Source organism: Novosphingobium sp. BL-S-21, from assembly GCF_055521655.1.
Genome location: NZ_CM145495.1, coordinates 681,324 through 699,779 on the forward strand (window position 1 = coordinate 681,324; position 18,456 = coordinate 699,779).

The 18,456-nt window shown below is 67.3% G+C and carries 16 protein-coding genes; 7 read left to right on the top strand and 9 right to left on the bottom strand.

The window, feature by feature from the left end:
* Positions 1-6: 6 nt before the first annotated feature.
* The gene (locus ACZ1J6_RS02610) at positions 7-1,041 is read right to left on the bottom strand and encodes an aldo/keto reductase (protein ID WP_134094364.1); all 1,035 of its coding nucleotides are present in this window, start codon (positions 1,039-1,041) and stop codon (positions 7-9) included.
* A 114-nt stretch (positions 1,042-1,155) separates the two neighbouring features.
* Between ACZ1J6_RS02610 and ACZ1J6_RS02615 the strand changes: the two genes are divergently transcribed.
* A complete protein-coding gene (locus tag ACZ1J6_RS02615) occupies positions 1,156-2,067 on the top strand; it encodes a LysR family transcriptional regulator (protein WP_132266818.1) in 912 nt (303 codons plus the stop codon).
* A 141-nt stretch (positions 2,068-2,208) separates the two neighbouring features.
* Positions 2,209-3,756, top strand: a complete 1,548-nt coding sequence (locus ACZ1J6_RS02620; protein WP_166675252.1) for a class I SAM-dependent methyltransferase — start codon at positions 2,209-2,211, stop codon at positions 3,754-3,756.
* A gap of 13 nt (positions 3,757-3,769) precedes the next feature.
* On the opposite strand, the gene ACZ1J6_RS02625 is transcribed toward ACZ1J6_RS02620, so the two are convergent.
* Together ACZ1J6_RS02625 and ACZ1J6_RS02630 are read right to left on the bottom strand one after the other, a co-directional pair.
* Positions 3,770-4,414 carry an alpha/beta hydrolase gene (locus ACZ1J6_RS02625; RefSeq protein WP_134094366.1) on the bottom strand — a complete coding sequence of 215 codons (645 nt, stop codon included), beginning with the start codon at positions 4,412-4,414 and terminating at the stop codon, positions 3,770-3,772.
* Between the two features lie 165 nt (positions 4,415-4,579).
* On the bottom strand, positions 4,580-4,966 hold the full coding sequence (locus tag ACZ1J6_RS02630) for a hypothetical protein (protein WP_134094367.1): 387 nt from the start codon (positions 4,964-4,966) through the stop codon (positions 4,580-4,582).
* Positions 4,967-5,342: 376 nt separating this feature from the next.
* Here ACZ1J6_RS02630 and ACZ1J6_RS02635 point away from each other — a divergent pair, with 376 nt between their 5' ends.
* Positions 5,343-7,103 (top strand): putative bifunctional diguanylate cyclase/phosphodiesterase, encoded by a 1,761-nt coding sequence (locus ACZ1J6_RS02635; RefSeq protein WP_243841019.1) that lies wholly within the window; start codon positions 5,343-5,345, stop codon positions 7,101-7,103.
* A gap of 29 nt (positions 7,104-7,132) precedes the next feature.
* On the opposite strand, the gene ACZ1J6_RS02640 is transcribed toward ACZ1J6_RS02635, so the two are convergent.
* Positions 7,133-7,342, bottom strand: a complete 210-nt coding sequence (locus tag ACZ1J6_RS02640; RefSeq protein ID WP_132266810.1) for a hypothetical protein — start codon at positions 7,340-7,342, stop codon at positions 7,133-7,135.
* Positions 7,343-7,756: 414 nt separating this feature from the next.
* On the opposite strand from ACZ1J6_RS02640, the gene malQ reads away from it, so the two are divergent.
* Complete coding sequence (gene malQ / locus ACZ1J6_RS02645) at positions 7,757-9,817, top strand: 4-alpha-glucanotransferase (RefSeq protein ID WP_243841020.1); 2,061 nt, start codon at positions 7,757-7,759, stop codon at positions 9,815-9,817.
* A gap of 16 nt (positions 9,818-9,833) precedes the next feature.
* Here malQ and ACZ1J6_RS02650 read toward each other — a convergent pair whose 3' ends face one another.
* Both ACZ1J6_RS02650 and ACZ1J6_RS02655 read right to left on the bottom strand, forming a co-directional pair.
* Complete coding sequence (locus ACZ1J6_RS02650; protein WP_134094369.1) at positions 9,834-12,251, bottom strand: TonB-dependent receptor; 2,418 nt, start codon at positions 12,249-12,251, stop codon at positions 9,834-9,836.
* Between the two features lie 143 nt (positions 12,252-12,394).
* Positions 12,395-13,426 (bottom strand): alpha/beta hydrolase, encoded by a 1,032-nt coding sequence (locus ACZ1J6_RS02655; RefSeq protein WP_134094370.1) that lies wholly within the window; start codon positions 13,424-13,426, stop codon positions 12,395-12,397.
* Positions 13,427-13,564: 138 nt separating this feature from the next.
* Between ACZ1J6_RS02655 and ACZ1J6_RS02660 the strand changes: the two genes are divergently transcribed.
* Complete coding sequence (locus tag ACZ1J6_RS02660; RefSeq protein WP_134094371.1) at positions 13,565-14,122, top strand: DUF1993 domain-containing protein; 558 nt, start codon at positions 13,565-13,567, stop codon at positions 14,120-14,122.
* 24 nt (positions 14,123-14,146) lie between these two features.
* Here the strand turns inward: ACZ1J6_RS02660 and ACZ1J6_RS02665 are convergent, their stop codons facing one another.
* Positions 14,147-14,878, bottom strand: coding sequence for a helix-turn-helix transcriptional regulator (locus tag ACZ1J6_RS02665; protein ID WP_134094372.1), 732 nt, complete (start codon positions 14,876-14,878; stop codon positions 14,147-14,149).
* A gap of 97 nt (positions 14,879-14,975) precedes the next feature.
* Here ACZ1J6_RS02665 and ACZ1J6_RS02670 point away from each other — a divergent pair, with 97 nt between their 5' ends.
* Positions 14,976-15,587 (top strand): glutathione S-transferase family protein, encoded by a 612-nt coding sequence (locus tag ACZ1J6_RS02670; RefSeq protein WP_134094373.1) that lies wholly within the window; start codon positions 14,976-14,978, stop codon positions 15,585-15,587.
* Between the two features lie 236 nt (positions 15,588-15,823).
* Here ACZ1J6_RS02670 and ACZ1J6_RS02675 read toward each other — a convergent pair whose 3' ends face one another.
* A complete protein-coding gene (locus tag ACZ1J6_RS02675; protein WP_431567536.1) occupies positions 15,824-16,432 on the bottom strand; it encodes a response regulator transcription factor in 609 nt (202 codons plus the stop codon).
* Positions 16,429-18,003: a sensor histidine kinase gene (locus tag ACZ1J6_RS02680; RefSeq protein WP_208324851.1), complete on the bottom strand. Its 1,575-nt coding sequence runs from the start codon at positions 18,001-18,003 to the stop codon at positions 16,429-16,431. The genes ACZ1J6_RS02675 and ACZ1J6_RS02680 overlap by 4 nt, the downstream gene beginning before the upstream one ends.
* A gap of 215 nt (positions 18,004-18,218) precedes the next feature.
* On the opposite strand from ACZ1J6_RS02680, the gene ACZ1J6_RS02685 reads away from it, so the two are divergent.
* A complete protein-coding gene (locus ACZ1J6_RS02685) occupies positions 18,219-18,449 on the top strand; it encodes a hypothetical protein (protein ID WP_132266798.1) in 231 nt (76 codons plus the stop codon).
* The last annotated feature ends 7 nt before the right edge of the window (positions 18,450-18,456 follow it).

Genomic DNA, 18,456 nt, shown 5'->3' on the forward strand with positions numbered 1-18,456 from the left:
TGGTCCTCAGACCAGCGGCGGGTTCAGCCGAGCGAACCCTTCCTGCTGGCGATAGGGGGTGTGGGGATAGGGCGGCAGCACCTCGCTGGCGGCATCGAGCCGGGCGACCTGCTCGGCAGTGAGCGACCAGCCGACCGCGCCGAGGTTCTGGCGCAGCTGTTCCTCGTTGCGCGCGCCGATGATGACCGAGGAGACGGTCGGGCGGCGCAGCAGCCAGTTGAGGGCGATCTGCGGCACGCTCTTGCCGGTTTCCCCGGCGATGGCTTCCAGAACGTCGACCACGGCGTAGAGCAGCTCCGTTTCGACCGGCGGCGCGAACTGCTCGGTATCGTGCAGGCGGCTCCCCGCCGGTACGGGGCGACTGCGGCTGATCTTGCCGGTGAGGCGGCCCCAGCCGAGCGGGCTCCAGACCAGCGCGCCCAGGCCCTGATCCGCCGCGAGCGGCATGAGTTCGTGCTCGTAGGCCCGGCCGACCAGCGAATAATAGACCTGGTGGGCCACCAGCCGCGGCATTCCGTGGCGGTCGGCGACGGACTGTGCCTTCATCACCTGCCAGCCGGGATAGTTCGAGACCCCGGCGTAGCGGACCTTGCCCGCGGCGATCAGCCGGTCGAGCGTGATCATCAGCTCTTCCGCGGGCGTATGGGCATCGAAGGCATGGAGCTGCAGCAGGTCGATCCGGTCGGTATCGAGACGGCGCAGCGCGGCCTCCACCGCGCCGATCAGGCGCGAGCGCGAGGCGCCCCAGTCCTGCGGTCCGTCCCCGGTGGGCAGCCCGGTCTTGGTGGAGATCAGGGCGTCGTCGCGGCGGCCCTTGAGCGCCTGGCCGAGGATTTCCTCCGAGGCGCCGTTCGAATAGACATCGGCCGTGTCGAACAGCGTGACGCCGGCCTCCAGGCAGATGTCGAGCAGGCGCCGCGCTTCGGCGGTATCGCTGCTGCCCCAGGCGGCGAAGAGCGGACCCTGGCCGCCGAAAGTGCCGGTCCCGAAGCTCAGGGCGGGGACACGCAGGCCGGATGAGCCGAGTTGACGATATTCCATGAACAATCCTTCTCGCGGCAGCGGTGAATTTGCTATGCAGGCGCATAGATGACGGCAAAATACCGAAGGCGGTACTGCCCGCGAACGCGAAGGAATTTTGACTGTGACGCAAAGATGCTGAGCGAAGCCAAGCTCGCGGGCGGCACTGACCGGGCCCGTGCGCTCGAACTGTTCGTGGCGGTGGTGGAGCAGGGCAGCTTTTCGGGTGCCGGCCGGCTGCTGGACCTCAGCCCTTCCGCCGTCAGCCGCGCGATCGACAGGATCGAGGCGCGGCTGGGCGTGCGGCTGCTGCTGCGCTCGACCCGGGCGCTGGCGCTGACGTCGGAAGGTCAGTCCTATCTCCAGATGGCGCGCCGTATCCTGGCCGATCTCGACGATGCCGAACAGCTCATCGCCGATCAGGGCGCGCCGCGCGGGCGCTTGCGGATCAGCGCCGCACTCTCGCACGGACGGCTATGCGTGGTGCCCTTGCTCGGCGCGTTCGCAGCGCGTCATCCGCATATCCTGGTGGACATTGCGCTTACCGACACACTGGTCGACGTGGCGGCAGGGCAGGCGGATATCGCCATCCGGTTCGGACCGCTGGCCGACAGCACGCTGACGGCGCGGAAGCTGGGCGAAACGCGCCGGGTGATCGTGGCCGCGCCGGATTACCTCGCGCGGAACGGCACGCCGCAGGAACCCGAGGATCTCCACGGCCATAACTGTCTCAACTTCAACTTTCGCAGGGCCGAGCCGGTCTGGCCGTTCCTGCGCGAGGGGCGCGAATTCGCGCTGTCCGTGAAAGGCAGCATCGAGGCCAACAACGGAGAGACGCTGGGGCAGCTCGCGGCGGCAGGGGTCGGCTTGGCGCGGGTGGGGCGGTTCAGCGTGGAGCGGGAGATCGCGGACGGGCGGCTGGTGCCCATTCTGGAGGCGTTCAATCCCGGAGACGTGGAGTTCATCCACGCCGTGTTCGTCGGCGGCTACAGCACCCCGGCGCGCATCCGCGTCTTCGTCGATTTCCTCGCCGCGAACCTGCGCTGACACGGGCGAGGCGCCGCGAGGCGACCGCTATCCCTAAGCAGGCCGCCGATCGGCCCCAGGCCGCGCAAGGTCCGTTTCGTCAAACCGTCACGGTTGGCGTGCCAAGCCGGGCACTGGCGAATTATGATCGGGGTGCGACAGATGGATGACCGGACGCATGGCTACGACGTCTCGGTAGGCTACACTTACGGCTATTGCCGGGAAATGGCGCCTGCCTGGATGGATCTTGCCGCGGGAGCGGGCGAGACTTCGGCGGCAGGGGGCGGGCGCTTCCTGGAACTCGGGTGCGGGCAGGGCTTCGGACTGTGCCTGCTGGCGGCGGCCAATCCGGGCAGGGCGTTCGTCGGCATCGACCTGATGGCCGAGCATGTCGACCATGCGAACGGGATCGCGGCATCGGCCGGTCTTGCCAATGTGCAATTCGTCCAGGGAGACTTCGTCGAGCTGGCACGATCCTGGCCGGAGGCGCTGGGCCGGTTCGATCATGTCGCGCTCCACGGCGTCTACAGCTGGGTCACGGCGCCGGTGCGCCAGGCGCTGCTGCAGTGCATCGGGCAGGCGAGCGCGCCCGGGGCGCTGGTCTACATCGGCTACAATGCGCAGCCCGGCTGGCTGGCGACGATGCCCTTCCGGCACATGGCGCGGCTTATCCACGAAGAAGGGGCGGCGCCGGTGGCGGAAGTGCTGGACCGTTCGATCTCCCTGTTCGAACAGCTGCGCGGCGGGGGCGCTGCCACCTTCCAGTTGCTGCCCGGGCTCGGCGCGAGGCTGGATTCGCTGCGCAAGCGCGACATTGCCCAACTGGCCCACGAATATCTGCACGAAGGGTGGGAGCCGATGTGGCATTCGCAAGTCGCCCGCGAGGTGGCCGGGGCCGGGCTGGCCTTTGCGGGCTCGGCAACGCTGCCCGAAGCGCTGCTGCCCGCCTTCCTGCCTTCGGCTCTGCGCGACACGATCCTGGCACAGGGCGATCCGCTGCTGCGGCAGGACGTGCAGGACTTCGTCATCAACCAGTTCTATCGGCGCGACGTCTACCGGCGCGGCGAAGCGCCTGCCACGCCCACGCCCACGCTCACGCCCACGCCCGGCGAGCGGGCGGCGCAGACCCGCTTCCTTCTGCTCGATGCCCCTGCACCCGGGGCAACCCTGTCGGTGCGCACGCCCTTCGGCGAACTCGCGCTGCAACCGCCTGCCTATGCCGGGATCGTCGAGGCTCTGGCGGAACGATCGCTGACACTGGCGGAACTGGCAGTGCTGCCGAAGGCCGGCGGCAAGGATCTGACGGAAGTGCTGCAATTGGTGCTGATGCTGCTACATGCCGGAACGCTCGGCATTGAGGCGCCGCGCACTGACCACGCACCCGCCCAGCGCCTGAATGCGGCCATAGCGCGCGAAGCGGTACGCGGCATGCCTTACGACCATCTCGCGGCGCCGGCGATCGGCGGCGCCGTGCCTGTCGACTTTGCCGACCTCATGCTCATCGATGCCTGGCTCGCGCTTGGCGGCCTGGCCGACGAGACGGCGCTGTCCGAACGGCTGGTCCTTTCGCTCGCCGGATCCGGCAGGACGCTGCAGCGCGGCGGAAGCCCGCTCGAAGGCGTCCAGGAACGCCGCGAGGCACGCAGCCGCGCGCGGACATTCCTGGACCGTGACTTGCCGAGATGGCGAAGGCTCGGCGCGCTCGCCTGAGCGGGTGCCGGAGTCAGGTCAGGACGCGCCGCGCGAAGTTCGTGGCTGCGACGAGACCGTCCTGGCTCACGCCGTGGCCGATCCCCGGCGAGACATGCGTCTCTACCGGCACGCCGGTTTCGGTGAGGACGGTGGCGGCCATCTCCATCGAGCGGAACGGCACGACTTCATCCTCGGTGCCGTGGATGAGCAGGACCGGCGGGCGGCTGCGGATGTCCGCCTGCAGGCTTTCCGGCGCCACGAGCATGCCGGAAATGCCGACGATGCCGGCTGCTGCATCGGGGCGCCGAAGGCCGACGTGAAGCGCCATCATCGTTCCCTGGCTGAAGCCGACGAGAAGCAGGCGGTCGCTGGAAAGGCCGGCCTTTTCCAGTTCCGCCGTGATGAAGGCGTCCAACCCGGGCGCGGCCGCCGCCGCACCCGCGGCGCGCTCGGCCATCGAGAAGGTCTCGATCGGCCACCATTGGTAGGCGGCGGCCATGTGCGGCAGCTGAGAGGGGGCATTGGGCGCGACGAAGGCCGCGCCGGGAAGCATGGGCTGCATCGCGGCCGCCAGCGCGATGAGGTCATCGCCGTTGGAGCCATAGCCGTGGATCAGGACCACGAGCGCATCGGCACTGGAGCCGGAGAGGGGGGCAAGGCGGGGGCCGTCAAGCAAGGCGCATATCCTTTCGGCGGATCGGGGAGATCCTGGTCGCAACTCTGAGAGGCCGAAATTCGCCTGACGGCAAGCGTGAATTTCCCTTTCTAAAGTGCCACGGCGCCGAGAGCCTGCGGAGCGTTGCGAAATTCCGGCCGCCGGTTCCCGCCGCTGGCGGGCGGCTCAGTGTCCGGCGCGGGAAGGCGGCTCGCAAAGCGAAGCTGCCTGCTCGGCCAGCGCGAAGTCACCGGCCTGGAGCGCTGCACGCTTCGCGCTGGCACATTTTCCATCGGCCACGAGTGCGCCCACCGTCTCGCGAAGTTCCTGCCCCTTGCGGGCCTGCGCGAGATTTTCCTCGTCCTCCCGGCGCTGCTGGTTTTCGTTTCGCTGCCGCTCCAGTTCCTGGAAGGCGGAATAGCGCTGCCAGGCCGGGTTGTCGCTGGCCCCGCCGGATCGGACGCTGCAACTGGAGACATTACCCAGAAGGTAGCAGGTCGAGGTCTGGGCTGCAGATGGCAGCGACAGGAAGGCGGCAAGAGCGGCCGCGCCGGAAGCCAGCACAAACTTCATGGATTAAACCCCCTAAAGCGAAACCGCGAGGAACCGGCGCCGCGCAATTTCATGAGGCCCTTAAAGTAGCGCTTTGGCCCTCTCGTCAAGGTCTTGATCCTGCCATGATGCCGGGCGCGCGCAGTGGCACGTTACTTGGATAGTGGCCCGCGATGTTCATGGACTTTGTCACGGCCAGCGGAACTTCGACTGCGCGGAGCCCTTCCTAAGGGGTGGAGAACGTCCCCGAGCGGGCGGCAGAAACGGGAAAGCAACCGGATCGGCTGTTTCCCTTCATGCCCGATCACGGGGAAATTAAGTTTCCATAGATACAGTGGCCTTGCGTGCAAAACAGCGGATGTCTCATGTGATTGACTTTCAAAGCACTATTTTGGAGATGATTGCCAAGGGTCAGCCGCTATCCGAGACGGTGTATCGTCTTTGCCGTGAAGTTAATCGCCTGGCGCCGGATGTAATCTGCTCCGTTGTGACTGCTGATGCCGATGGATGCCTCCGTCCGCTGGCGGGTCCGGGGCTTCCTCCTGCCTTTTGCGATCTGGTCAGCGGCGTTGAAATCGGACCGACCATCGGGGCCTGCGGGGCCGCGCTCTATTTCGGGACCGAGGTGCTTTCCCAGGACATTGCGGAAGATCCGCATTGGGAGGGCTTTCGCGATCTCATCCTGCCGCTGGGAATACGCGCCTGCTGGTCGAGCCCGATCCTGGGGGCGAACCGCGAGCCGATAGCCACTTTTGCCTTCTACTTCGGAGAGAAACGCGGGCCGACCCAGAGCGAGCGGGAGATCGTCGATCAATGCGTCCACTTGTGCGCCATCGCGCTCGACCGGGAACGGCGGGTGGAAGACCATAACCGCCGCGCCCATACTGATGCCCTGACGGACTTGCCGAACCGGGCGGCTTTCAATGCCGCGCTTTCCGGCCTGAGCTGCGAGATCCCGGGCGCCTGGGCACTGGCGGTGATCGATCTCGACAACCTGAAAGTCACCAATGACGCCTTCGGCCACCAGGCTGGGGACAGCCTGCTGCAACTCGTGGCCAAATGTCTCTCCCGTGCAGCCGCGCCGGAGCCGCTGTTCCGGATCGGCGGGGACGAGTTCGCCGTGATCGTCCAGGACCCGGCCGCCCTGCGCGCGCTGGATGAGACCATGGCCGGCTACCTCGCGGCGCTGGCCCGCGCCGGCGGGCAGGTGGACAACCCCATCGTGCCGCGTGCCACCATCGGCTATGCCGAACTGGCCCCGGGCGACCTGCTGCCGGAGCGCGTGCGACAGAAGGCCGACTTTGCGCTCTATCACGCCAAGGATACCGCCCGCGGTTCCCACGTTCCCTACTCCGACGAAATCGGATCGCGCATCACCCGCAGGCTCGCTGCCGTTCGCGAGGTCGACGTCGCCTTGCGCGAGCACCGCATCGAGACGTTCTATCAGCCGATCGTCCTGATCGAGACCGGTGAGATCGTCGGCGTGGAAGCGCTTTGCCGCATGCGCAGCGGCGACCAGCTGGTGTCGGCCTCCGCCTTCCATGAGGCGACGTCCGACGCCGGCGTGGCGACGGCGCTGACCAGGCAGGTGATCTCACAAGTGGCCAGGGACGTCCGTGGCTGGCTCGATCTGGGGATCGCATTCCAGCATGTCGGCATCAATGTCTCGTCGGCCGACTTTCACAGCGGCACGATCTACGCGGTGCTAGCCGAGAGCTTCGACCGGGAGAATGTCCCGCTGAAGCATGTGATCGTGGAAGTGACCGAAGTGGTCTGCATGGATGACGACGCGGGGATCGTTCGCAAGTCCATGCAGGCGCTGCGTTCGCGGGGCATCCGGCTGGCGCTGGACGATTTCGGCACGGGCTATGCCTCGCTCACCCATCTGATGACGGTGCCGGTGGACATCATCAAGATCGACCGGAGTTTCGTGGAAGACCTCGTTTCGAGAGGCCCGAGCGCCGCCATCGTCGAGGGCGTCATCGGCATTGCCAAGCGGCTGGGCATCAAGGTGGTGGCCGAAGGAATCGAGAATGCCGACCAGGCCCGCGAGCTGCTGGCGCTCGGCTGCCTGCTGGGACAGGGTTTCCACTATTCGCGGGCGGTTCCGGCTGCGGAGGCGGGGGCGATGATGCTCAAGCTGGCGGAGACCGTCTAGCCGCCTGAGGGCAACCGCAGCCCGCCCTGTCAGGCCTTGAGGCTGGCAGGCATCCACACGTCGTTCGCGGGACGGCGAATGGAGCAGAGCTTCCGGGCGCCTTCCCAAAGTTCCGCCGAACGCTTCGAAGCCTCGCGGTGCGCGATGACGAGCGCGCCGGTCATGTCCGAAGCCTTGAATTCGAGACGCCGAGCCACGCCGATATCATCGTCCGAGAACTTCAAGGTATAGGTCTTCATACGTGGCTCCAGCTAACCGGATGTCGTTGCACGCAACCGGTAAAGCGTGATTCTGGTTAAAATTTCGACGGTTAAGGTTGGCAAAGGGCAAAAAGTTCCTGCGCGGCCGGGGCGAGAGCGCGGTGGGCGTCGGAACTTGCATTTTAACCGGCAAGCCGTTCGACCTGTCCAAACCATGCGCTGGCGAGAGCACCGCCGTCTGTGAAAGCCGGGAAGCTACCGCGATAAACAGGCGGCCGGGCAAGCGGGCGACCGGGAAGGCGCCCGAACCACACGCTCTCTTTCGGCGCCGGGACCTGGTTCGGAACCTTGCCGGTCTTGCGGCTTTGCCTTTGAGCGAGGAGGCGAGATGCGACGGAACATTTTCGGTGCAGGTCCGAGACCGGAAAGGGTTCGGCGTTTGAAGGTGCCCCCTTGTCTCTAGACGTCGGCGCCGCGCCGAAGTGGGAGCCGCGCACCCCGCTCCATGATCTTGCCGCAGCAGTGGGCGTCATGCGCGCCTGGCGAAGCGCCGAGGGAACCGAGTGTCTGGTTGCCGACGAAGTGCTCGTCTCGGTGCTGGGTGCGCTGGGCTATGCGGCCGGGTCGGACGACGAGATCAGGCAGAGCTTCTCCCGTTGGCGGGAAGAGGCTCTGGCGCTTCCCGGTCTGATAACGGCGGAGCAAGGATCGCCCGTCCGCTTGCCCAAGGCGCTTGCCCACTTGCACCGGGTGGATCTCGTTTCGGAGGACAGCTGCACTTCGCGCGCCTTGCCTGCGCACGATGGGCTGGTCATGGCGATCGAGGAGCCCGGCTATTATCACCTCCATGCCGGTGGCCAGTCGGTTCGGTTGGCGGTCGCTCCGCACCGTGCCTTCTCGCTCGGCCATGACCTTCATGGATTGAGGACATGGGGGGCGGCCATCCAGATCCCTTCGCTGAGGAAGCACGGCCCCGCGCCATTCGGCGACCTGGGGGCGCTGGCGGATGCCGCGGTCCGCTTTGCAGGGCTTGGCGCCGACGCGCTCGCGATCAGTCCGGTACATGCGGTCTTCGCCGGTCAGTCGAGTGGGTTCAGCCCCTATGCCCCATCGAGCCGCCTGTTCCTGAACGCCGCGCTGGCTGCGCCCGAACTCGCGGGCCTGGAGCCTTACGCGGAGCCGGAGGGTGCTGCCCTGATCGACTGGGACGAAGCCCTGCCGCGGCGCCTGGCATCGATGCGAAAGCTCCATGCCGCTTGCGGCAGCGAGGTACGGGAACAAGTCGATGCCTGGGCTGCAAAGGTAGCGGGTGCCTATGGTCATGCCCTGTTCGATGCGCTTTCGCTGCATTTTGCGGCGCATGGCCGGGGCTGGAAGAACTGGCCCTCCGGCTATCACGATCCCTCCGGCAGGGAGGCGAAACGGTTTGCCGGGGACCATGCGGAGGAGATCCGGTTCCACCTCTTCGCGCAGTGGCTTGCCGCGCGGTCGATGAAGTGCGTGCAGCAGTCCGCGCTGGAGGCCGGGATGAAGATCGGCATCGTCAAGGATCTCGCGGTCGGGATCGATCCGCTAGGCAGCGATGCCTGGGCGATGCAGGAGAGTGTCCTTTCCGGGCTGACCATCGGCGCCCCGCCGGACCCGCTTGGCCCGGATGGGCAGAACTGGGGGCTGACCAGCTTCTCGCCGCGTGGGTTGGTGGCCAGCGGGTTCGAACCGTGGCTGGCCATGCTGCGCGCGGGGCTGCGCGATGCGGGCGGCTTGCGGATCGACCATGCCTTCGGGCTGGCGCGACTATGGGTGATCCCGGAGGGTGAGCCGGCCAGCAAGGGCGCCTACCTCAACTATCCCATTCACGACCTGACGCGCCTGGTCGCGCTGGAATCGTACCGTGCCCAGGCCTTGATCGTGGCGGAAGACCTGGGCACGCGGCCTCCGGGCTTCGACCATCTGCTGAGCGACCGGGAATTTCTGGGCATGCGCGTGCTCTGGTTCGAACGTGACGACGACGGAGGCTTCCAGGCCGCGTCCCGCTACGACCGTTCGAGTGCGGCGATGACCGGAACGCACGACACGGCGACCGTGGCAGGCTGGTGGTCCGGCCGTGACCTCGAATGGAACCGTGCCCTCGGGCGCGGCGCGGCAGGCGAGGCTGCGGACGACCGGCGATCCGCCGACCGGGCGGCGCTGTGGCGCACGATCGGCGAAGGAAAGCCTCAGCCTCTGCCGAGCGAACCGGCCGACGCCGTCGACGCGGCGATCCGCGAGATTGCGCGGGCGGGGTCCGACCTCGCTATCGTGCCGCTGGAAGATATCCTCGGCCTGGAGGAACAGCCGAACCTTCCGGGCACCGTGGACGAACACCCCAACTGGCGCCGCCGCATGGCCGCGCCGCTCGATGCGATCCTGGACGGTGAGCGCGTCGCGGCGCGGATCGCGATGCTGGATGGGCGGCGCAGCATGGCATTTCCCGAGGAGGAGGCCGCGAGCCGGTCTGCACCGCCCGCCGTTTGAAGGGGCGCGCCTGCCGTCAGCGGCCCTGCAGCAGGCTGCTCTTGAGCGTCAGCTGCAACGTGACCGAGCGCGGGGGGCTGGCCGTGCCCAGCACGTCGCCCTGAACCGTCGCGGCGGTGCCCGTCCCGCTGGCGGTGGCGCCCACGACCGAGCCGGCGACGACATAGAGCCTGTTCGTGAGATTGCGGCCGATCAGCGCCAGTTCCCACGGTTTGTCCTCCCCGCCGTTCAGGGTTACCGCACCGTTGAGCAGCCAGTAGGAGCCCTGGCGGTTCAGCGGATTGGCTTCCGTCTGGGTGATGTAGCTGCTCGAATAGCTGGTATCGACGGCCAGGGTGCCGCCCAGACGTTCGGAGAAACTGTGGTCGTAGGCGGCGCCCGCGGTCAGCGTGAACAGCGGTGCGCGGAACAGCCGCTGTCCGGTCTGGTCCTGATCCTGATAGGGGTTCGCTGCCGTGCCGTATGTGGAGGCGGCGAGGCTCGGATTGCGGGGGTTGAGATTGCAGCCGGCGGCCACGGACTGGCCGGCGTAGCATCCGCCGATAAAGTCGGTGTAGCGCGAGTGGTTGTAGGCCGCCGCCGCATTGAGCGAGAGCCCCGCAAGCGCGTCCGGCCGCAGGGTCACGCTGGCCTCCACGCCCTCGATCTCCGCGCCCCCGGCGTTCTGCGTCAGCTGCGTGAAGGAGGCATTGTCGTAGCGCGAAAGCTGGAGGCCGGAATATTTGTAGTAGTAGCCGACGAGGTCGAACAGGATTTGTCGTCCGGCGAGGTATCCCTTGATCCCGGCTTCGCCGCCTTTCGCGGTCATCTGGCCATAGGACAAATCCACGCGGGGAAGCGAAGGGTTCGCCTGCGAGCGCAGTGTCGTGGGCACTGTGTTGAAGCCGCCGGAAGTGAAGCCCTCGCGATAGGCCGCATAGAGCGTGAGGTCGTTGCTCGGCCGCCAGGTGAGGGTGACTTCCGGCGAGAAGTCCTCGTAAGTCCGCCGCGGGTTCAGCACGTCGATCGGGCTGGCGAAGGAAGTGCCCTGGAGGGACTTGTCCTCCCACGAATAGCGACCACCCGCCGCCAGTTCGAGGTCGTCGGCCAGCTTGTAGCGGCCTTGTCCGAAGACCGAATAGGCGCTGGTATGCACGTCATAGAAAGTGGAGCCGACGAGGAAAGGCCGGGTCGTCCCGCCGAAGTCGACGGCGAAGGCCTGCCGGATCTTGAAGTGCGCGTCCTGGAAGAAACCGCCGAAGAGCAGGTTGAACGGCCCGTCGAAGTCGGTCGCGACGCGGATTTCCTGGCTCACCCCGTCCGCGACGATGTCGTTCGATGCGCCGAAATAGGGGACATTGGAGAAGGTGAAGGGATCGACCGACTTTTCCCCGAGGCGGTAATAGCCGGTTACCGACGACAGCGTGAGTTCGTCGGTAAGGTCCTGGTCGATCGACAGGGAGGCGAGGAACTGGGTCGACTTCACGAAGGGGACGCCGTCACCCAGCGTCGGGTCCAGCGCCGTCATCCGGGCGGGCAGGATCACGCTGTAGAACTTGCGGTTCAGCTTGCAGTCGATGGCGCCGGACAGCCGGCTGACGCCGCCCGGGCAGAAGACGATCTGCGACCCGCCGGTCGGCCCCACACCGTCGCGGGTGCGGCGGCCATAAGCGACTTTGGCGGTGGCCCTGGTGGCGCCGCTCGGCGAATGGAAGGACAGCGTGCCGCGCACGAACACGTCTTCGGCATTGTAGCTGTCTGCCGCCGGGCCGGGCGTGACGCCGGCGATCGGCACCGCGACATTGCGGAACCAGCCATCCTCCTTCGAGTAGTAGCCCACCACGCGGGCGCCGACAGTCTCGGTCAGCGGCGCCGAGACGGAGCCTTCCACGAAGCGCTGGTCGGCTGCGAATTCGTAGCCGGTGCGCAGCTTCGCCTCGAAACTGGAGCCCGGATCCTGGGATACCAGCGAGATGATGCCGCCGGGGCTGTTCTTGCCGTAGAACAGGGCCTGCGGCCCCTTGAGCACTTCGACGCGGGAGAGGTCGATCTGGCCAAGGCGGATCGCGTTTCCGTAGCTGATCGGGATGCCGTCTATGTTGAGGGTGACTGCCGTTTCGGTCGAAGGATTGGAAATGCCGGAGCCGATACCGCGCAAGTTGATCGAGCCGCCCACCTGGTTCTGCGATTCCGCGATGACGAGCTGCGGCACCTGCTGGCTGATCGAGGTGAGCGTGACCGTGGCATAGCGCTGGAGCTGCTCCTGGGACAGCGCCGAGACCGCGACCGGGACGTCCAGCAGGCGTTCGCTGCGCTTGCGGGCCGTGACGATGATCTCGCCCGATCCGGCAGCGGCGGCACTGGGAGGCGCTTCCTGGGCGCGGACTTCAGGCGAGGTGAGAGATATGCCGAGAATTGCCGCGGCAAAGCCCACCGCCAGTTGTTGCCTGTCCATCGTCTTCTCTCCGCCGCACATGAACGGCGAGGGTTGGTGGACAGGCATTTTGTGTCAATCGACCGGAAGCCAATGATCGGCGGGGCGACGTTTGCTTCCTCTCCAGTCAAGTCATCATGGGATCAGGCGCAAGCAGCACCCCCTTATTCGTTCCAATGCGCCTGAATGAAGCGCCGAATTTCCGCCTCCAGTTCCGCGTCTTCCGGAGTGCCGCCCATGAAGCCGCCATGCGGCATCGCCTCGAAGACGTGAAGTTCGGCCGCCACGCCCGCCTGCCGCAGCGCGCGGTGCATCCTGACGGTGTTCGACAGGAAAAGGTCGCGCGTGCCGGATTGCAGGAATGTCGGCGGGAAGCCCTGCAGGTCCGCGAACAGCGGGGAGAGGCAGGGATCGGCGAGATCGGCGCCGCCTGCATAGAGACGGTTGTTCGAGGGCAGCGGGCGTGGCAGCACCACGTCGAGCATGCGGTTGGTCTCGAAGCTGTCCCCGGATTCGGTCAGGTCCACTTGCGGCGAGAGCAGAATGAGGCTGGCCGGCATCGGCAGGCCTTCCTCCCGCGCCCTGAGCAGCATGGCCGCAGCCAGGTTGCCTCCGGCGGAGCGGCCGCAGATGGCGATGCTGCCCGGAGCATGGCGTTCCAGAACGACGCGATAGGCCGCCAGGGAATCGTCCAGCGCGGCCGGATAGGGATGCCCGGGCGGCATCCGGTAATCGACGCCGTAGCAGGCGATGCCATGCTGATCGGCCTGGCGGCACGCGCCGATGCGGCAGGCCTCTCCGCCGCCGACGACGAGGGCGCCGCCGTGGAAGTCGATCAAAGCCCTGCTGTCTTCGGCCGGAGCCTCCGGCATCGCGACGTGCATCGTGGCACCGCCCTGTTCCATGGTCGTTGCGGCGGCGCGCAGGCTGCCGGCGAGACCTTGCACGGCGGCGGCGTATTGCGCGTCCGCTGCGGCCTTCATGCGCATCCAGCCCGCGAAATCGTCCGGTTGCGGCATCTCGTAGTGGGCATGGAGGGGGATGCCGTCCTCGCCGACGAGACGAGCCAGCGCCGCCTGCGCCTCTTCGCTGATCGACCGGGGGATCGGGATCGCCCTGGGTCCGAGCTTCACGGCGCCTTTGTCGCCGGTCTTGCTGCGATCCGTGCCGCCGTTGCCCGCTTTGCTATTGTTCATTGTCTCGCCGCATGCTTGTTCGTCCATGACCAAGTGTTCGATATCGCGTCGAAAGGCGGCCGGATGGCGTTCACTATGTCCTGCCGCCAGCGCCCGTGCAAGCCGTGCCGCCTGGCCCCAACGATCGGAAAGACCATCATGACGCTGCCGGATATCCTAGTGCCTACCTACCTCCAGATGCTCGGCGCCTTGTCGGCATGGCTCGGCAAGGCCGAAGCCGGCGATCAGGCCGATGCGCTGATGGCGGCGCGCCTGGCTCCCGACATGTTTCCTCTGTCCACCCAGGTCCGCTTCGCCTGCGTCCAGGCACAGGAAGGCATGTTCAGGCTGCGCGGGGAGCCTCTTCCGCCCTCGATCGCGGAACTGCTCGACGAAGGACGCAAAGGGGGAGAGCAGCCCGGCTCGATTGCCGAGGCGCGCACCAGGATCGCCGAGACCGTGGCGATCGTGGAGCAGGCGGCGGTCGGCATGCCTGAGGTCGATCCGGCAGCCGCCATCGCTCACGCCCTGCCGCAGGGCATGGTCTTCGATCTGGACGCGGCCCAATATGTCCGCGACTGGGCGCTGCCGCAGTTCTACTTCCACGTCATGACCGCCTACGCCATCCTTCGCGCCCAAGGCGTGGACCTGGGCAAGGCGGACTATGTCGCGCACATGTTCCCTTACCTCCGGCCGGGCACCATGCCCGGGCAATAAGCGCGGACCGAAGCTGTCACGGGTTCACGCTTCGGCGGCCGCGCGCTGACGGGCGCGGCTCGCCTCCGCCATGTGCCGTTTCCAGCGCTGGCGCAGGGTGCTGGCCCGGACTCCGTGCCGATCGTCCAGGAACTCCGCCTGGAGCACGCGGTCGGCGCGGAAGTGGCGGAAGTCCTCGCGCATTTCGCACCAGGCTGCCAGCATGCGGGCATTTTCCATGAAGCCCACGATCACCGGCCAGATGGTGCGCCGGGAGGTCCGGCCCTGCTCGTCACGATAGTCGAGGACGATCTTGCGCCCCTCGTGGATCCAGGTGCGGGTGCGGGCCAGGTCGATGCCGTCAGGCGCCATGGACCGGCCCGGCCACTGCCCGCTGGACGGCGTGCCGATGGAGGGCGTGGCGATGACCGAGCGCAAGCGTTCGGGCGCGACGCAGGTGATCTTGGCGATGAGGTCCCGCGCGGCGCGGGCCAGCACCGGATCGCCGCGGCCCATCACCCATTGTGCGCCCAGCACGGCAGCCTCGATCTCGTCCGTCGTCAGCATCAGCGGCGGCATGTCGAACGCGTCGTCGAGGATATAGCCGAAGCCGGTCTCGCCGCGGATCGGCACGCGCTGCCCGACGAGGTCGGCGATGTCGCGATAGACGGTGCGCTGCGAGACTTCGAGTTCGCCGGCGATCTCTCCCGCCGTCACCGCCCGCGACGACCGCCTGAGGATCTGGATGATCTGGAAAAGTCGGTCCGCCCGTCGCATCGCATGCCTCCTACTGACAATATGCTGTCAGTAGGGCTTCTCTATCGGGAACTTCGCGGCGTGACCATGCACCGCGAGAATTCCAGGAGACCTACCGATGCTCACTTTGTTCCATGCGCCGAATTCGCGTTCCTCCCGCATCGTCTGGATGCTGGAGGAATTGGGCGCGTCCTACGAAATCCGGCCAGTGACCATCTTTCGCCCGATGACGGGAGAGGGCACTCCGGACGCATCCAACCCCCATCCCGAGAAGCGCGTGCCGGCGCTGGACCACGACGGTGTCTTTCTGGCAGAATCGCAGGCCATCGCCCTCTACCTCGCGGATGCCTTTCCCGAGCAGGGCCTGGCGCCGAAGCCCGGCGATCCGCGCCGCGGTGAATACCTGACCTGGATGGCCTGGTATGTGGCGGAAATGGAGCCGGCTCTCTTTGCCGGATTTACGGGAGAACTCGAAGGATCGCCAGAGAAGCGGCGCGGCTACGATGCGGTGCTGCGAAAGCTGGCCAGTGCCTTTGCGGCGGGTCCCTACGTCATGGGCGAGCAGTTTACGGCTGCCGACATTCTCATCGGCAGCGCGCTGAACTTCGCCCGCCGGGCGTTCCCCGAGGATGCCGCGATGGACGCCTATGTCGCGCGGTGCCGCAAGCGCCCCGCCGCCCAGCAGGCATTGGCGCGGGACGGTGCCGCCGGTCTGCAGAACGCGGCCTGACCCTACTGACGGCACCATCGCCCGGCCCGGCGATGGCGCCTTCGGCAAACCGGACTTCACGATGGACCGGGAGCTTGCGAAAAGGCCGGCGCAGGCTCGGGAGCCTGGCCGGCCAGGGCAGCCTGGTCCATTGTGGAATTCGGACAGGCCTTCGGGTCGCATGGGGAAACTGGCGCGGGGCAAGTGCCGGGTCGATCCGGGAAATTCCCGGTGTTCCGAAATTGGGGGCCGGAAACCTAGACCGCTTCCCCGCGGCTGAGAGCGATGAGCTGGGCCAGGCCGTTGGTCCTTGTCTTGGTGAAGATGGCCGCGCGGTGATCTTCCACCGTCCGCGCGGAGATCGCCAGGCGCTCGGCGATCTCCTTGTTGGAGTGGCCGCGCACCAGCAGGTCGAACACGTCGCGCTCGCGCCGGGTGAAGGCGGCGGTCATGGCGGCGATGCGCCGCTCCCGCGCGGACCAGCCCAGGCCTTCGGCCACGGCGGCGATCAGGCGCGGTTCGTCGATCGGCTTTTCGAGATAGTCGATCCCGCCGTGGCGGCGCACCGCATCGACGGCATGGGCGGTCGTCGGCCAGGCGGTCATGAACACCAGCGACACGGCCGGATCGCGGGCGCGCAAGACGTCGGCGAAGGCAAAGCCGTCCATCTCGCCCATCTGGATGTCGCTGATGACGCAGCCGAATGCGCAATCGGGCAGGATGGCCAGAAGCGCCCGGGGGTCCGTGAAGGCCCGCGCATCCATCCGGTTGCGCGCCAGTAATCGCGCCACGCTGGCGCCGAGATCGGCATCGTCGTCCAGCACGGCGACGAGAGGGGCGGCGGGAGAGGTGGCGGGGTCGGTCATGGCAGGGGTCCGGCGACGAGGGGCAGGGACAGAACGAAGCGCGCGGTATCGACGTCGTCCTGCCGGACGAGCGTGCCGCCATGCGCCTCCACGATGGTGCGGGCAATGACGAGACCGATCCCCATGCCCGCCCCCAGGGGCTGAGCGTCGGTTTTCCGTGCGGCCAGGAGCGGATTGGTCACTTCGATGCGGACTTCGTCGGCGACGGCCCCGGCGCGCAGCGCGATCGCTTCGCCGGGGCTGGCCGCGACGGCGTTGCGCAGCAGGTTCACAAGGGCCTGCGTCAGTTCGATCTCCTGCGCCTGAACGGCAAGGTCCGGGGCGATGCCGAGACAATCGATCCGGCCGCCTGACGCGCGTAACTCGGCCGCGACGATCTGGCAGGCGGTCTGCAGCAACATCGAAACGGGCAGCAGCGAAGGCTCGTCCACGTCGCGGCCGCCGAAGCGGCGCAGGCGGCGCACGAGGTCGGATAAGTCGCGCGCCTTGCGATCGACCAGCGCGGCGCTCTCGGCGATGTCGGCGTCAAGATGTTCGGTCGCCCGGGCGAGGTGGCCGGCCTCGATGGCCAGGGTGGAGAGCGGCTGGCTGATCTCGTGGATCACCGCCACCGACATCGCTCTCAGGGTCTTGAGTCGCTCGGCCTGGAACAGCAGGCGGTTGCGTCTCTCCAGCATGATCCGCGCGGTCTTCTGCGCGTCGGAGAAGCTCCCCGCGAGCCAGGTGACCAGCACGACCGCGGCAATGCCCAGATGCAGCTCCAGCCGCGTCGCATCGTCCAACCGGCCGGACGAATAGGGAAGGAAGGCCAGGACTTGCGCCACGATCGCCAGCCAGGCGGCAATGCGGCCGTGGCGCAGGCCGATCCAGGCGCCCGCCAGCAGTCCCGGCGCCGGCTGCGCGCCCAGCCCGGCGCGCCACAGGGCAATCGTCAGCAGCAGGCAGCCCGACAGGACGAGCGCATCCTCCAGTACCGCACGCCGCGCGGGCGGCCGGGGCAGAGCCTGCCGCGGGCCGCCCGTCAACGCCGCGATCCACAGCAGGGGCGGCGCCAGCACGAGGATGCCGAGCAGGTCTCCCACGGCTAGCCCGGTAAGCGAGATCGCGATGTCCACACCGATGCGGTATCGCCCGGCATCGGCCGGCAGCAGGGCGTCGATGGGCGCCACGAGCAGGGCATTGAGCGCCGGTGCCGCAACCGCGGCCAGCCCCATCATCATCGGCGGCAGCGAAAAGGTGTCGTCCTTGCTCCGCGCAATCCCGCGCGTGACGGCCAGCGCCAAGCCATACGTCAGCCCCGGCCGCATCGCGCCGATCACCGCCTGAAGCAGGCCCGGAGCCCCGATGTCGATGACGCCGGCGCTGAAGTCTGCGGCCAGTTCGGCAAGGACCAGCCAGGGCGCGAAGCGGGCGCCCCGGCTCCACAGCACCGCGAAACGCAGACCAGCGGGCGGGTACCATAGCGAGAAGAAGCCCGCACCGCTCCAGGGGCTGGCCGTCCAGTGCAGCAGCGCGAACGCGAGCGCGTAGAGGACCAGCAGAGGCAGATCGCTCGCCCGCAAATCTATCATTCGCCCCTTTATCCGGCGGTCATGATGGTGTGGGAGCGCAGTCATCGGCGCAAGCTGTGGCAGATCGCAAGGCGCGGATAAACCCGGAGGTTTTACGGTAGCGGGACGATCGCGCCCCGGAGCGGACGAACCGCGGGTTCCTGTTGCCCGGCACACTTATCGACAAGGCGAGGCAGGGCAAGGCAGCCTTCGGCCGCCTCATCGTTTTCTGAGTCATGACAAATGACACCATCAGCCGCGGTACCCTTCGCGAACTGCTGGATGCTCTGGAAGCGAGCATTCCCGGTTACTGGATCGACGGGCCCTATCCGCCGACATCCCGGGGCGGGGTGAGCAACTGGCAGGCCATGGCCTATCCGAAGGGCGCATCCGAAATGGCCGGCATGCTCGCGGCCAAGCGGCGGATCGACGAGCTGAAGGCGCGCAACCCCATCGTCGTCTGGTAAGCGGGCG